Origin of the sequence: Brevibacillus sp. HB1.1, assembly GCF_013332445.1 — a bacterium.
Taxonomy (GTDB): Bacteria; Bacillota; Bacilli; order Brevibacillales; family Brevibacillaceae; genus Brevibacillus; species Brevibacillus porteri.
Window position 1 is genome coordinate 16882 of record NZ_JABMIV010000008.1, and the last position, 14014, is coordinate 30895.

18 protein-coding genes are annotated in these 14014 nt (G+C 48.4%); all 18 read right to left on the reverse strand.

What is annotated here, in order from left to right:
- Positions 1-82: 82 nt before the first annotated feature.
- Positions 83-2152, reverse strand: coding sequence for a glycine--tRNA ligase subunit beta (gene glyS / locus HPY27_RS19715; RefSeq protein WP_173622529.1), 2070 nt, complete (start codon positions 2150-2152; stop codon positions 83-85).
- Positions 2145-3071 carry a glycine--tRNA ligase subunit alpha gene (gene glyQ / locus HPY27_RS19720; RefSeq protein WP_371814348.1) on the reverse strand — a complete coding sequence of 309 codons (927 nt, stop codon included), beginning with the start codon at positions 3069-3071 and terminating at the stop codon, positions 2145-2147. The genes glyS and glyQ overlap by 8 nt, the downstream gene beginning before the upstream one ends.
- Before the next feature lie 317 nt (positions 3072-3388).
- On the reverse strand, positions 3389-4162 hold the full coding sequence (gene recO / locus HPY27_RS19725) for a DNA repair protein RecO (RefSeq protein ID WP_017247749.1): 774 nt from the start codon (positions 4160-4162) through the stop codon (positions 3389-3391).
- The gene (locus HPY27_RS19730; RefSeq protein WP_012685773.1) at positions 4153-4308 is read right to left on the reverse strand and encodes a YqzL family protein; all 156 of its coding nucleotides are present in this window, start codon (positions 4306-4308) and stop codon (positions 4153-4155) included. The genes recO and HPY27_RS19730 overlap by 10 nt, the downstream gene beginning before the upstream one ends.
- Before the next feature lie 104 nt (positions 4309-4412).
- Positions 4413-5330 (reverse strand): GTPase Era, encoded by a 918-nt coding sequence (gene era, locus HPY27_RS19735; RefSeq protein WP_069850248.1) that lies wholly within the window; start codon positions 5328-5330, stop codon positions 4413-4415.
- A complete protein-coding gene (locus HPY27_RS19740) occupies positions 5323-5721 on the reverse strand; it encodes a cytidine deaminase (protein ID WP_174225777.1) in 399 nt (132 codons plus the stop codon). The genes era and HPY27_RS19740 overlap by 8 nt, the downstream gene beginning before the upstream one ends.
- 155 nt (positions 5722-5876) lie before the next feature.
- The gene (locus HPY27_RS19745; RefSeq protein ID WP_174225778.1) at positions 5877-6248 is read right to left on the reverse strand and encodes a diacylglycerol kinase family protein; all 372 of its coding nucleotides are present in this window, start codon (positions 6246-6248) and stop codon (positions 5877-5879) included.
- 10 nt (positions 6249-6258) lie between these two features.
- Positions 6259-6768: an rRNA maturation RNase YbeY gene (gene ybeY, locus HPY27_RS19750; RefSeq protein WP_173622527.1), complete on the reverse strand. Its 510-nt coding sequence runs from the start codon at positions 6766-6768 to the stop codon at positions 6259-6261.
- Between the two features lie 3 nt (positions 6769-6771).
- The gene (locus HPY27_RS19755) at positions 6772-7743 is read right to left on the reverse strand and encodes a PhoH family protein (protein WP_017247744.1); all 972 of its coding nucleotides are present in this window, start codon (positions 7741-7743) and stop codon (positions 6772-6774) included.
- Positions 7744-7799: 56 nt separating this feature from the next.
- On the reverse strand, positions 7800-8984 hold the full coding sequence (gene yqfD, locus HPY27_RS19760; RefSeq protein WP_174225779.1) for a sporulation protein YqfD: 1185 nt from the start codon (positions 8982-8984) through the stop codon (positions 7800-7802).
- A 28-nt stretch (positions 8985-9012) separates the two neighbouring features.
- Positions 9013-9309: a sporulation protein YqfC gene (gene yqfC, locus HPY27_RS19765; protein WP_007727617.1), complete on the reverse strand. Its 297-nt coding sequence runs from the start codon at positions 9307-9309 to the stop codon at positions 9013-9015.
- 205 nt (positions 9310-9514) lie between these two features.
- Positions 9515-9712, reverse strand: coding sequence for a hypothetical protein (locus HPY27_RS19770; RefSeq protein WP_069850261.1), 198 nt, complete (start codon positions 9710-9712; stop codon positions 9515-9517).
- Between the two features lie 162 nt (positions 9713-9874).
- Positions 9875-10381 (reverse strand): hypothetical protein, encoded by a 507-nt coding sequence (locus HPY27_RS19775; RefSeq protein ID WP_017247741.1) that lies wholly within the window; start codon positions 10379-10381, stop codon positions 9875-9877.
- 11 nt (positions 10382-10392) lie between these two features.
- Positions 10393-11397: a flotillin-like protein FloA gene (gene floA, locus HPY27_RS19780; protein WP_017247740.1), complete on the reverse strand. Its 1005-nt coding sequence runs from the start codon at positions 11395-11397 to the stop codon at positions 10393-10395.
- 7 nt (positions 11398-11404) lie between these two features.
- A complete protein-coding gene (locus HPY27_RS19785) occupies positions 11405-12748 on the reverse strand; it encodes an NfeD family protein (protein ID WP_174225780.1) in 1344 nt (447 codons plus the stop codon).
- 167 nt (positions 12749-12915) lie between these two features.
- On the reverse strand, positions 12916-13362 hold the full coding sequence (locus HPY27_RS19790; protein WP_017247738.1) for a GatB/YqeY domain-containing protein: 447 nt from the start codon (positions 13360-13362) through the stop codon (positions 12916-12918).
- 17 nt (positions 13363-13379) lie between these two features.
- Positions 13380-13553 carry a 30S ribosomal protein S21 gene (gene rpsU / locus HPY27_RS19795; protein WP_007727630.1) on the reverse strand — a complete coding sequence of 58 codons (174 nt, stop codon included), beginning with the start codon at positions 13551-13553 and terminating at the stop codon, positions 13380-13382.
- Between the two features lie 113 nt (positions 13554-13666).
- Positions 13667-13990: a histidine triad nucleotide-binding protein gene (locus HPY27_RS19800; protein ID WP_012685763.1), complete on the reverse strand. Its 324-nt coding sequence runs from the start codon at positions 13988-13990 to the stop codon at positions 13667-13669.
- Between the last annotated feature and the right edge of the window lie 24 nt (positions 13991-14014).

Sequence of the window (14014 nt, forward strand, 5' to 3'; positions counted from 1 at the left end):
ATTCGACGGGATATTCCTTCTTTCACGCGGAAAAAAGGTGCCCCCGCCTGATTTTCAGACGAAGGCACCGGTTTTATTTTGTTTACGCGAATACAACTTTGGAAAAATCTGCGTAGCGATAAAGCACACGAGAAAGCTGCAAGAGAAGCCCCAGACGATTCGCACGAACAGCCTGATCTTCGGCCATGACCATTACCTTATCAAAGAATGCGTTGATCGGCTGGCGCAAGGTTGACAAGGTTGCGAGCACCTTCTCTTGATCCTTCAGACCCTCTACATCCTTTTGAACAGCTTGGAATGCCTGATACAAAGCACGTTCCACATCTTCTGCGAACAGAGCTTCGCTGACTTGGTCTGCTTCCGCTTTTTGTGCCAGATTGTTCACCCGGTTAAACTGCTCCACAATCAGCTTGAATTCTTCTGTTTGTACCGCTCCCATCAGTGCTTTCGCTTTTGCCAGCACCTCTGGAACCAGTGTCAGGTCAGCAGCAAGAACGGCGTCGATGACATCGTAGCGAACGCCATGATCCTGCAAGACGTTTTTCAGACGGAGTGCGAAGAAGTCTACGAGGTCTTTTTTCACGTCTTCTGCCGCTCTCTTGTTTACGCCTTGTGCTACATAGCCTTCCATCGCGGCATTCCACAGGTCAGCAAGAGAAATTTGCCAGTCGCGCTCCACCAAAATAGTAACGATCCCCGCTGCCATACGGCGCAGACCATACGGGTCCTGTGAGCCAGTAGGCACAATCCCAATCGAGAAGCAGCCTACGATCGTGTCCATCTTGTCAGCCAGGCTGGCGATAGCGCCTTGGGCGGAAGCAGGCATTTTGTCCCCTGCAAAACGCGGGAGGTAATGCTCGAATACGCCACTTGCGACGAGGTCGGACTCACCCGCTTTGCGCGCGTAATCTTCACCCATAATCCCTTGCAGTTCAGGGAATTCACCTACCATGTTGGTAACGAGGTCAAATTTTGCGATTTCTGCAATGCGGTCAACTTGTTTCGTCTCTTCCGCGCTCACACTCAGCTTGCTTGCAATTTGCGCAGCTGTTTTGCGTACACGACGAACTTTATCACCGATTGTTCCCAGCTCTTCATGGTAAACGATTGTCTCCAAGCGTTTCAGGCAGCTCTCAATGGACAGCTTTTGGTCTTCCACGTAGAAGAAACGAGCATCAGACAGACGTGCGCGAAGAACTTTTTCATTTCCTTTCGCTACGTTATCCAGAGCGCGGCTGTCTCCGTTACGCACTGTCACAAAATGATTCAGCAATTGACCCTGTGCGTTTTCCACAGGGAAATAACGCTGGTGCTCACGCATGGAGGTAACCAAAACCTCACGTGGAATGGAAAGGAATTCTTGCTCAAACGTACCGTAAAGAGCGGTTGGATATTCTACAAGATGGACTACCTCATCCAGAAGTCCTTCGTCCATTGGAATCGTCCAGCCATGTTCCTTCTCCAAGCGATGAATCTGTTCTACAATGGCTGCTCTGCGCTCGTCGGGATTCACCATGACATATTGCTCAGCCAGCTTGCTCACGTATTCGCTTGGGTGATTCAACGTAACCTCTGTTCCCAAGAAGCGGTGTCCACGAGAAACGCGTCCGCTTTTTACGCCTGCAATCTCCAGATCGATCAATTCATCGCCGAACAAAGCAACCAGCCAACGAATCGGACGAACGTATTTCAAATCGCGTGCGCCCCAGCGCATGTTTTTCGGGAAGCTCATACCGGTGATCACTTCAGCCAGTTGCGGCAACAGCTCGGTAGTTGGTTTTCCCGCTTCGGATTTCCGCGCATGAACATACTCGATGCCGTTTACTTCTTTATAATACAGTTGGTCAGGCTCAACATTGTTGCTTCGTGCAAATCCGAGTGCTGCCTTGGACCAGTTCCCCGCTTCATCTTGTGCGATTTTGCGTGCAGGGCCTTTCGCTTCATCATTGCGATCAGGCTGCTTTTCTGCCAATCCATTGATCAACAGGGCAAAACGACGAGGTGTCTCCAATGCCGTAATTTGATCGAACGGCACGCGCTCAGCAGTCAGCCACTTTTCTACTTTTTCCTTGAATTGTGCCGCTGCCTGTGCGACAAAACGAGCAGGCATTTCTTCCAAACCAACCTCTACAAGTAGATCGCGCTTACTCATTTGTATCCTCTCCCTTCACCTGATTCACTTGATCCGCAGTGTCCGCGTTGCCTTTTTGCAAAAGCGGGAAACCGAGGCGCTCACGCTCTTTATAGTAGGTTTGTGCTACTTCACGAGACAGATTACGTACACGAGCGATGTAGCCAGTACGCTCCGTCACACTGATGGCTCCACGCGCATCAAGCAAGTTAAAGGTGTGGGAGCATTTCAGTACGTAGTCATAAGCCGGGTAAACCAGTCGCTCCGCCATCAGTCTCTTTGCTTCTGCCTCATACGTATTATAGAGAGAGAACAGCATGTCGACATCAGACAGCTCGAATGTGTATTTGGAATGCTCGTATTCTGGTTGCAAGAATACATCCCCGTACGTATACCCGTTGCACCATTCCAGATCGAACACATTTTCTTTCTCCTGAATATAGGAAGCCAAACGCTCCAGTCCGTAAGTCAACTCGACTGCCACTGGTTTACATTCCAGACCGCCCACTTGCTGGAAGTACGTGAATTGTGTGATCTCCATTCCATCCAGCCAAACTTCCCAGCCTAAGCCCCAAGCGCCAAGCCCTGGGTGCTCCCAGTTGTCCTCTACAAATCGGATATCATGCTCCAGTGGCTCGATACCGAGTTCGCGCAAGCTCTCCAGGTACAGCTCCTGAATGTTGTCCGGGGAAGGCTTCATGATTACTTGGAACTGGTGATGCTGATACAAACGGTTCGGGTTTTCCCCATAGCGTCCGTCAGCCGGGCGACGGGAAGGCTCAACATATGCCACATTCCACGGCTCAGGTCCAATGGAACGAAGGAAGGTCATTGGGTTTAGCGTACCTGCCCCTTTTTCAACGTCATACGGCTGGACAATGAGACAGTTGTGCTTTGCCCAAAAGTTTTGCAGCGTCAAAATGATGTCTTGAAATGTCATTTTCATGCTTTTTCCTCCTCTAAACTTATTAGAACTTGGCTTTAAGTCGAAACTAAAAAAACCTCCCGCCTCTACACTGCCTGAGCGACAGTGTAGGGACGAGAGGATTCTCGCGGTTCCACCCTACTTGGCGAATGACTTCTTCGCCCACCTTACAATCAAATTGCTCCAGAACGCCCTTCATCAGCATGGTGACCGGGCTCTCACTACCCCCGATTCGCTATTCACAGCCAGTGGCCGACTACTCTTTTCCTTCATGGCAACATTCGGTATACAAGTTTGGTTCTTATCATAACGAAAACAAATTCGTATGTCAATTAGTCCTGATCGGATTGCGTCATTCTTTCCATACGCTCCAGTTGTTCCAGAAATGCTCGACTTTTCAGCCTGAGATCCAGATACTCGTCCATAAAACTCCGCAGCACATGCTTGAGCTGGTTGCGTGTAGCCGGTTTTACTTCAATGTCACCAAGCCGCTCCAAATCAAATACCTGGAATAGCCGTAACAGCTTCCAGGTAGAGGGTGTAACTGCCATCGCATACGGATCGGAGGGCTGGCAAACTGGGCACAACAGGCCGCCCTGTCCAACACTGATAGCATAGGGCTCCCGCTGTTCGCCACAGTTTACACACGCCGTGAGCTGCGGGGAGATCCCCGCTACAATTAGCATCTTGGTCTCAAAAATACGACACAGGATCTCAGCATCTCGTCCTTCATCCAAATAGCGGAACGTATGAAGGAGTAGCTGAAACAAGTAGGGATTCGGCTCCCTTTCCTGCGTCAGTCGATCCAAAAGTTCTGCTATGTATGCAGCATAAGCCGTAGCAGTCAGGCTTTGCCGCATATCCCGGAACGAATCCAACATATCTCCCTGAGAGAGATCTGGCATTCCCGTACCGGGTCCTGCCTTGCATAGATAATAACTATGCGAAAACAACTGGGAGACGGCGGCAATGCGGCTTTTGGTCTTTTTAGCACCACGGGCCATCACGCCTAATTTGCCGTTCTCCCGGGTAAACAATGTCATCACTTTACTGGACTCACCATAGTCCACACTGCGAATGACAATCCCTTCCCACTTTACAAGCATGCCTGCGTGTCACCCAATTCTTCCTGGGCGAGATCAAACGAGGTTTCCTCGCTGGAAACATCCGTTTGATGGTGATCACGGTAGAGAAGGTAAGCATGGATATCACCGGTTGAAGCGAAAACTCTCCAAGAAAAGTCACGAAGCATGGAGCATCATCCTTTCCTATATCGGGTCTATCCACTTCCTTCTTAGAATCACCTTTGCCCGTTATTCTATGCCTTGGAAAAATTAACACATTGCGATGGGAATATTATTGCTCGTCGTAGAAACCGAAGTTACGCAGCATCCGCTCTTGGTTGCGCCAATCCTTTTTCACTTTGATCCAGAGCTCCAAAAATACTTGGTCGCCCATCAGTCGCTCGATATCCTTGCGCGCACGTTGACCGATTTCTTTGAGCATCTGACCTTTTTGCCCGATTAAAATACCGCGCTGGGAATCCCGCTCTACGTAAATGGCCGCGTAAATGTAAAGCGTTTTACCATTTTCGCCTCGCTTCATCTCTTCAATCACGACAGCGATGGAGTGAGGTACTTCTTCTCTCGTCAAATGCAGAACTTTTTCCCGAATCAACTCGGCTGCTACAAAACGCTCAGGATGATCCGTCACCTGATCCGCAGGATAATACATGGGGCCCTCTTCCATTTCGCCCAAAATAGCCTCCTGCAATGAACCTGTGTTGTTTCCTTCTAGCGCAGAGATTGGAACAATCTGCTTGAAATCATACAATTTGCGGTAATCGTCAATAATCGGCAGCAGTGCTTCCGGATGCACCTTGTCAATTTTGTTGATGACCAAAAATACTGGCGTTTTGACCTGCTTCAGACGCTCGATGATGTAGTCGTCCCCGGCTCCGCGTTTCTCTGTTGCGTCGACAACAAACAGAACAAGATCTACTTCGTTCAATGTATTTTCGGCAACGGAAACCATGTAGTTTCCGAGTTTGGACTGCGGCTTATGAATACCAGGTGTATCCAAGAAAATGATCTGACCCTCTTCTGTCGTATGAACAGCCGTAATTTTGTTGCGTGTCGTTTGCGGCTTATTCGACATGATGGCGATTTTATGTCCTACAATATGATTCAACAGTGTTGATTTTCCAACATTTGGCCGCCCCACAATGGAAACAAAGCCCGATTTAAACGATTGCTTGGTCTTGCGATTATCCACGTAAATCCTCCTTGGTGAATGCGCCTGGAAGCAGGGCAGATACTGTCGTTTCCAAAATGTCGCCTTTGAGATTTGTCAAAAATACAGGCATGTCCGGCGGGCACAGCTCTGCCATGACTTGTCGGCAAGCCCCGCACGGTGATACAGCTTGCGGCGTATCGGCAGCAACGGCTAATGCTTTGTAAGTCCGATCGCCTTCCGAGTACGCTTTAAAAAGAGCCGTACGCTCTGCGCAGTTGCACAGCGAGTACGCTGCATTTTCAATATTGCCTCCCAAATAAACCTTGCCACTCTCAGCTAAAAGAGCTGCTCCTACCTGAAACTTGGAGTACGGTACATAAGCGAGCTTTCTGGCTTCGATTGCTTGTGCTAATAATGCTTGTTTATCCATTCTCATCATTCCTCATATGATTGATCTTTAACATCATTTCACAACAGAATCTGTCCAATGAGACACGAAGAAACCAGACTGAAAGGTCAACTAGAATGACCCGTCCGGTACCTCATTTGACTATGAAAAAATCTCTTCTTCTCTACTAGTAAAAACTATCCCCATACTTTTTGCAACAGTGGTTGTCCAAATACGAGGACTCCGATGAAAAGGGACAGGATCGCCGCTACAAGCACAGCTCCTGCTCCCACATCTTTGGCAATCTTCGCCTTGGCGTGCCATTCCGGGGAAGCTAAATCAACGACTGCTTCAATCGCGGTATTTACCAGCTCAAGGGAGAAGACCAAACCGATAGAAAAAAGGACCAGCAAAACATCGCTGCGTGGTATCTGCAGCCACCACGCTGCCGCCAGCACTACAATGGCTGCGGCTACGTGGATTTGCATGTTTCGCTGTGTCCGTACGGTATAGGAAATTCCTTGTAGAGCGTAGGCGAAGCTGCGAGTCAATCGTCGCCATTCATTCAACTATAATCTCCTACCTCGTCAAGCCGATTTCTTCCAGCACCTTTTCTTGACGTGAAAACATTTCCTTCTCTTCTTCTGGCGTCCCATGATCATAGCCAAGAAGGTGAAGAAAACCATGAACCGTGAGAAATCCGAGTTCGCGTTCAAATGAATGGCCATAGTCTTCGGCCTGCTCTTGTGCTTTTGGCACGGAGATGATGATATCTCCAAGCATATTCGGAAACTCGCTAGCCTCATCCTCATCGATGAAGATTTCCATTTCCCCTTCACCCGGCTCGTTCATCGCAAAGGACAGAACATCCGTAGGCCGATCAACGCCTCGATAGTCGCGATTCAGCTCGTGGATGCGCTCGTTGTTCACCAGCGTGACAACGACTTCTCCTTGTACGTCTTCCAGCTTAGCCGCTGCTTCCAGGCAACGGACAAGCAGGTTTTGCAAATTCTCATCGATCGGCTCGATTTCTTCATGAAGGATTTCTACAGATAACACAGATAAACGATCTCCTTTTTGTGACGCCATTTATTAATAGCCGTGATCTACTTCTTCCTTGGCATAGGCAGCGATGATTTTTTGTACCAGACTGTGACGAACGACGTCTCCCTCTTGGAAATGAATAAAGGCTACATCGGAAATCGGATTTAAGATGCGCTGTGCTTCGCGCAATCCGGATTTCTTGCCTTTTGGCAAATCCACCTGGGTCACATCACCCGTAATGACCATTTTGGAACCAAAACCAAGCCTGGTCAAAAACATTTTCATTTGCTCGGGAGTTGTGTTCTGGGCTTCATCCAAAATGACAAAGGAATCTTCGAGCGTACGACCACGCATGTACGCCAAAGGTGCAACCTCAATGAGTCCACGTTCCATCATTTTGGCGACTTGTTCATTGCCCAGCATGTCGTACAAGGCATCATAGAGCGGACGCAGATAAGGGTCTACTTTTTCCTGCAAATCTCCTGGCAAAAATCCAAGGCTCTCCCCCGCTTCTACGGCCGGTCTGGTAAGAACGATCCGTTTGACACGCGCATTTTTCAACGCATTTACTGCTGTGACAACAGCCAAATACGTTTTGCCGGTACCAGCTGGTCCAATTCCAAACACAATGTCATGCTTCTTGATCGCAGACAAGTAATGACGCTGGCCCAATGTCTTTGCCCTGATTACTTTGCCACGTTGGGTACGAGCGACTTCTTCATCATACACATCGAGCAGTTGGGCACCTTCTCCCCGTTCAATCAACGACATCGCATAAGAGATGTCTCGTTCGGACAGGGCAATCCCTCTGCGAATCAACTGTAGCAGAATTTCAATCAACTCTGTCAGTTTGTCCACTTCCGGCTTATCCCCGCTAATAACCAGTTCGCCTTCTCGGGTCATAATTTTAGCGGAACTTCTTTGCTCGATCAGTGTTAGGTACGCGTCATGTGGTCCAAACAACAGCAAGGCCTCAGATGCGTCTGAAAACGGGATTCTTACCTCATCTTGTACGTGCAACAGGCTTCCATCTCCTTGCAACGGTAATCAGCAATGCGTCATTTGCTTGCCATCGCTCACTGCCCCACGAAAGGCTGTTCAATGGCAATATCTTCAATGACGGAAAAATGAATGCTTACGTAAACTTTACCATTCTCTGTTGTGACGTGCAAAACTTTTTCGTCCTGAATGAACGCATCTTTTCCAGCTTTTTGCAAGATATCCTCCCTGGCGAATTTTTTAGCCAGTTCCGTCGCTTCCTCCACGCTCATTTCTGTTTGAACGGGTTCTGTTTGCGCGTACGTTACTGTCTTCCAGCCAAGTGGTAAGGTATATCCCGCATACGAGGGCAAAAACCTTTGTTCTGCCATTTCAGCTTGTGCAAAGGACTGTTTTTCAAATGGCCACACGTATATCGCATAGGGGCCAACAAGCAGGTATTGCTGCTCCAGCTTTTCCCCCGTCAGACGGTGCATCGTTTGTTTTAGCGGGACCGATGTGTTGCTCATATACCACACTTCCCCTTGCACCTTGCCTCGCGCTGATACAGCTTGTTGACGGGCGTCATTGCCAATGATCCCAGAAATGAGCACTTGGCCTTTTTCCACCAATTGATTGCTCACAACCTGACTACGGCCAACCTCTGGGAGAATTTTATGGACGACAGCCCTCTTTTTGGCTACAAGATGACGGGGACCTGTTGCAAGCGGCTTAACGGGAGCCTCTTTTTCAACCACTTGAAGCATGACCTTGGTTCCTTGAATCTCGATTCCAACCCAGGACGCTTCAGGCAGCAGACTCAACAGCTCTTTTTGCAAAACCAACGGTTCCTTTAGTTTGACCTTCCATGCCCCTTCTTTAATCCCCACTTGTTCGGCAGCTTGAATCACCCGTCGTGGATCGACCATTTTTGTCCCACTTACCTCGACACTCCAGACAAAAGAGGAGAGCATGTACAATCCGATGAAAAAAAGAGCAGCCCCAATTGCCAGTCCAGTTCGTCTACGTAACCGCAGCAGCCAAAAAGGCAGCCCGTCTCTTGCCTCAACGTGACTACGACAGCCTGTCTCTTTTAAAAGCGGCCGTAAACGAAAATAATCACGAATCAAAATATCACAGCGAGTCACCTCTTCTCCTACCCTGCGAATATTCCAGATTCGAATTCCATCCCGTACGGCCATATTCAGCATCCGCTCAAATCGTTTTCCCCGAACGGTAATGGTTACATGTCCATCCACCCACTCCTTGATTCCATTCCGCATACGTGCCGCCCCCTCCCTCTAACAAAGATTACGAGCTCTGTGGTCCCGTCTCCAAAAATTTCACGCCACCGATTCTGCCTTCTAATAAAACCTCCTCAGGCAAAATCGCTCGGATGACAAGCTGTTCACCTGAAACAATCATTTGACCGTTCGTCAACAGCAGGCGAAGCTCTTTTTCGCTAAAATGCAAGACTCCTCGATGATTCTCTATATACATTTGCAAATGACCGATCATCGTGATACGCGGGACTTCCAGGACTACATCTTGCGGCAGATCCAACACCCCTCCGGCCAACTGGCGCAGACGGCGGCTCCAACGCTTCATGGATTAGCCCCCCTTCTCGTTCTATATATTGGCGAATATGACGATCTCATCTGTTTGCAGGTGCAAAACCATTCTTATCTATGCGTATGCGGGAGCATAAAGAGGCATTCATCAAAAACAGTCACAAAAAAAGAGCTCTCGTCGCTCGCAATTTCGCAAGCACTTGAGAACTCAGACTTTGGAATACTTCAACAAACTCCATTGATTATTTGCTTTCTTTTGCAGGAGAAACCAGCTCTTTTCCTTTTGTAAGCGCCTTCCATTTTTTCATGACTCGTTTTACTTTTTCAGCTGAACAACCGCACGCGATCGCCGTTTCATATATCGATTTGTTTTCGAAGATGGCAAGCCGAATCACTTTTTGACGAAACCGCCCCATTTGTTCAAAAATTTGTTGATTCATCGCTTGACCTCTACCCCTTCTTCTATTAGAAGAATTTTCTTTACATTCAGGATAGTCAACAAGGATACGAGAAACAAGACAAGTTATTCGATATATTTCGACACGAAAACATTGGTTTCCATAAAAAACAGGCGAACCGAGGTTCACCTGTTTAACTAGCTGCTATTCTATCATTTTTCTTTGCCGAACCTGCTGGGCGTACGGAGCTTTTGAGCGCGGCTCTCCAAAAATGAGCGCCCACTTCATACCATCACGCGGGTTGCCGTGTTTCGATGGGATTGTTCCCGCTCGTTCCGAATCAGCGACCTTCATCGTTTCCGATTGCTTCACTGTGATAGTTGGACCCGTTGAAGCACGCGCTGTACTGGAGAATGCCCATTCCTGCTCGACTCCAATCCCTTCCATCGATTCTTGCTGAAGTGGCTCGTATTTGGAGGATGCCCGCACCGTCTCTCTACCGTAATCCTCCGTTTCCCTAGGGATATCCGACGTTGTGGCCGGGGTAAGCGGAGGCATTTTTTTGCCTTGAGACATCTTTTTCTTTCCGGCTTTGCCAAGAGCTTTATATCCTAAGTAACCAAGGATGACAAACCAGAACTTGCCGATGAGCGGGATGATCCACTCGACTAAACCCAGTAAATCTACGACGAGATCCATGAGATCTTCCATGGCAATCGCCCTTATTCTTTCTCGTCTGGCATAGCAGGATCTTGTTTGTCACCTGCATGCCCGAAGGATTGACGCATTTGTGTATCAGCAGCAATGTTTTGCATGTTGTAATAATCCATTACGCCCATTTTGCCACTTTTCAATGCTTCGGACAAAGCGAGTGGTACTTGTGCTTCGGCTTCTACTACTTTTGCCTTCATTTCTTGTACGCGCGCAATCATTTCCTGCTCTTGGGCTACCGCCATGGCGCGACGCTCTTCCGCTTTCGCTTGGGCAATACGTTTATCTGCTTCTGCTTGGTCGGTTTGCAATTGTGCCCCGATGTTTTTCCCTACATCCACGTCCGCAATATCAATCGAGAGAATTTCAAAAGCAGTTCCGGCATCCAGACCTTTGTTTAATACCGTTTTAGAGATCAAATCTGGATTTTCCAATACGTCCTTATGTCCTTTTGACGAACCAATTGTCGATACGATCCCCTCACCTACGCGGGCGATAATCGTTTCTTCACCAGCACCACCGACCAATCGATCGATGTTGGCACGAACCGTTACTTTTGCACGAGTGCGCAGCTCGATACCGTCCTTTGCCATTGCTGCTACCACAGGTGTTTCAATCACTTTCGGGTTCACGCTCATTTGTACTGCTTCCAATACATCACGACCAGCCAGATCAATGGCTGCTGCTCGTTCGAAGCCAAGTGGAATATCTGCGCGTTGTGCTGCTACGAGCGCATCTACTACACGGTCTACGTTACCGCCTGCGAGATAATGGCTCTCCAATTGGTTTGTATCCAACTGCAAGCCGGCTTTACGCGCTTTAATCAAAGGATTCACAATACGAGATGGTACGACGCGACGCAAGCGCATAGCGACGAGGGTAATAATCCCGATATTCACACCGGAAGCCAGTGCAGAAATCCAGAGCATAACTGGTACGAACGAGAAGAAAATAGAAAGTACAACGATGGCTACTGCCACCATAAAAATAAGGGGAATCAAACCGCCTTCAAACATGAAGAACTCACTCCTTTTGTTCTATTTCGGCAACGACGATACGCGTGCCTTCTACTTGCACAACGGTGATGGCGGTACCCGCTTCAATGAAACCACCAACCGATACTGCATCCACACGTTTTCCTTCCACCTTGACGACCCCTGCCGGGCGCAATGTTGTAAGGGCGATGCCTGATTTTCCTTCCAGCTCACGCTGATCGCGCGGTGCTACGTAGCCTTCTTCATTGCGCTGCGTGTCACCCAAGACAAACTTGTTGAATAGACCTTTGACCCCGTATTTCTTCACTAACAGGAACGTTACAATTGCCGTGATCAATGCAGCTACACCCAGCGATGCGAGCCCTTGCTGTGTGTCATAGGCTGCCATAACAAGGCCTGTCACAATGCTCACGAAGCCAATCGCTCCGACAATGCCGCCCGGAAGAAAAATTTCCATAAGCATCAGTAAGATTCCGATAGCAAACAGGCCGATGTGCAACCAGCTGGCAAATCCCGCTACATAATGCCCGAAGAAATACAAACTGAACGCGACGAGCGAAATCGTCCCCGCAACACCAAAGCCAGGGGCAAACAGTTCTACTACAATTCCTCCAAGTCCAATGATGAGCAGCAGACTCATGACAATGGGACTCGTCACCCATCTAGCGACTAGCTCTCCACCTGTTGGCTCAATCGCCTGAAGGGAATCTGACTGAATGCCGAACTTTTTGAGCAGCGCTTCCTTATTGGACACCACATCATCTGCATAACCCAACTGCTTCGCTTGTTGGGCATCGAGAGAAAGCACCGTGCCTTTTGGCTTTAATCCTGGGAATTCTGTATCAATTTCCACCATCGCGCGAGCAACGTCAGGATTGCGATTGTTCAACTCCGCTGCCGCCTTCATTTTATTGCTCCAACCGGAAATGAACTTGATATCTGCTGCATTCCCTGCCAAGTCAATCGGTGCGGCTGCCCCCATGCTACTACCTGGAGTCATAATAATTTCATTTGCATTCAGGGCGATGTACGTTCCCGCTGAAAAAGCCTGGTTATCAATATAGGCTATCACATGCATGGGAGCCTGACGGATCAACTGACCAATCTGGTCGGCAGCATTCACTTCTCCACCTGGCGTATTGATATGCAGGATTACAAGATCTGCCTGCTGGTCCTGTGCGTCAGCAAATGCTCTTTCTAAAAAGCTCTCCAACCCTCGCTCGATCGTGCTATCTACTGGAATCCAGACAGCTTTTTGATAGGTCTGCGCTGTTGTGGATGCGGGAGCAAGAAGCATCGTCATTCCCATAATCAGGCAAAGAAGTGAAAAAAGCAATCGCACGCGGCTTTTTACTAGCCTTGTTGCACTCATTGCATGTACCTCCTTTCCATCTATCAGCTTCAACGTATGTGCAATAAGGTATACGAAAGAGTGAGGCAATTGTTTCATATTTATTTCACATCTGGGGAAAAAAAGAAAAACCCAACCTTTACAGGTTGAGTTTTTCTGTTCGTATCTATATGAGGTGTTACTCTCGTCTACGATGGTAGTTCCTCAGATACAATCTTTTGCACGAGGTTTCCGTCTGCTCTGCCTTTCACTTTCGGCATGATCGCACCCATCACTTTGCCCATCTCCTTTTTGGAGGAGGCATTGGTAGCTACGATACCTTCCCGAACGATATCGCGAATTTCGTCTTCGCTAAGCTGAGCGGGTAAGTAAGCGGAGAGCACGTCGATCTCTTCGCGCGTTTTCGAGGCAAGTTCCACGCGGCCTGCCTTCTCAAATTCGTGGAGGGATTCACGGCGTTGTTTTAACTCACGAGTCAAGATGGTCAGCACTTCGTCTTCAGACAAAAGTCTGCCCTTGTTAATCTCTTCGTTCTTTAATGCGGCTTTCACCATGCGAATAACAGAGAGTTTTAGAGCAGCTCTGTCCTTCATTGCTTGCTTCATATCTTGATCGAGTCGCTCCATTACACTCATGATGAGCCCTCCGTCAATTAAAACTTGCGCTTGCGAGCTGCTTCGGATTTCTTCTTGCGCTTAATGCTAGGCTTCTCAAAGTGGCGACGTTTACGCAGTTCCGCCATCACCCCGGATTTTGCGCTTTCACGCTTGAAGCGGCGAAGTGCGCTATCCAAAGACTCGTTTTTCTTGACTCGAATTTCTGCCATTTGTCTTCCCTCCCTCCGCTAAAACCGTGGGACGCCTGAGTCGAACGTACGAACAGACTGTCACACTTCATTATAGGATAGATGACTAAAGAAGGTCAACCTTTAGTTCAATTTTATTCGTAAAAACCGGACAAAAGATGATAATGAATGTGGAAAACCTCTTGTCCACCCTCTTTGCCGCAGTTGTTAATCAGGCGAAAACCTGGCAACTCCAGCTTTTTCGCCAAGAGTTGTGCTACATGATGGATATGCCCGATCAGCGGCAGGTCCTCGGCGCTTACATCCATGAGCGTGGGAATTGGCTTACGCGGGATAATCAACAAGTGAACGCGTGCTTTTGGTGCAATATCGTGGATGACAATGACGTGCTCATCCTCATACTCGATACGAGCAGGAATTTCACCGTCCATGATTTTGGTAAAAATACTTTTTTCCATGGGAGACTCCTTTCTTCCTCTGTA

What these genes read in the sequence shown, in the direction of transcription:
- glyS (WP_173622529.1), bottom strand. Translation starts at nt 2,152, where the DNA reads ATGAGTAAGCGCGATCTACTTGTAGAGGTTGGTTTGGAAGAAATGCCT.
- glyQ (WP_371814348.1), bottom strand. Translation starts at nt 3,071, where the DNA reads ATGACATTTCAAGACATCATTTTGACGCTGCAAAACTTTTGGGCAAAG.
- recO (WP_017247749.1), bottom strand. Translation starts at nt 4,162, where the DNA reads ATGCTTGTAAAGTGGGAAGGGATTGTCATTCGCAGTGTGGACTATGGT.
- HPY27_RS19730 (WP_012685773.1), bottom strand. Translation starts at nt 4,308, where the DNA reads ATGCTTCGTGACTTTTCTTGGAGAGTTTTCGCTTCAACCGGTGATATC.
- HPY27_RS19740 (WP_174225777.1), bottom strand. Translation starts at nt 5,721, where the DNA reads ATGGATAAACAAGCATTATTAGCACAAGCAATCGAAGCCAGAAAGCTC.
- ybeY (WP_173622527.1), bottom strand. Translation starts at nt 6,768, where the DNA reads ATGGCGTCACAAAAAGGAGATCGTTTATCTGTGTTATCTGTAGAAATC.
- yqfD (WP_174225779.1), bottom strand. Translation starts at nt 8,984, where the DNA reads ATGCGGAATGGAATCAAGGAGTGGGTGGATGGACATGTAACCATTACC.
- yqfC (WP_007727617.1), bottom strand. Translation starts at nt 9,309, where the DNA reads ATGAAGCGTTGGAGCCGCCGTCTGCGCCAGTTGGCCGGAGGGGTGTTG.
- HPY27_RS19770 (WP_069850261.1), bottom strand. Translation starts at nt 9,712, where the DNA reads ATGAATCAACAAATTTTTGAACAAATGGGGCGGTTTCGTCAAAAAGTG.
- HPY27_RS19775 (WP_017247741.1), bottom strand. Translation starts at nt 10,381, where the DNA reads ATGGAAGATCTCATGGATCTCGTCGTAGATTTACTGGGTTTAGTCGAG.
- floA (WP_017247740.1), bottom strand. Translation starts at nt 11,397, where the DNA reads ATGTTTGAAGGCGGTTTGATTCCCCTTATTTTTATGGTGGCAGTAGCC.
- HPY27_RS19785 (WP_174225780.1), bottom strand. Translation starts at nt 12,748, where the DNA reads ATGAGTGCAACAAGGCTAGTAAAAAGCCGCGTGCGATTGCTTTTTTCA.
- HPY27_RS19790 (WP_017247738.1), bottom strand. Translation starts at nt 13,362, where the DNA reads ATGAGTGTAATGGAGCGACTCGATCAAGATATGAAGCAAGCAATGAAG.
- rpsU (WP_007727630.1), bottom strand. Translation starts at nt 13,553, where the DNA reads ATGGCAGAAATTCGAGTCAAGAAAAACGAGTCTTTGGATAGCGCACTT.
- HPY27_RS19800 (WP_012685763.1), bottom strand. Translation starts at nt 13,990, where the DNA reads ATGGAAAAAAGTATTTTTACCAAAATCATGGACGGTGAAATTCCTGCT.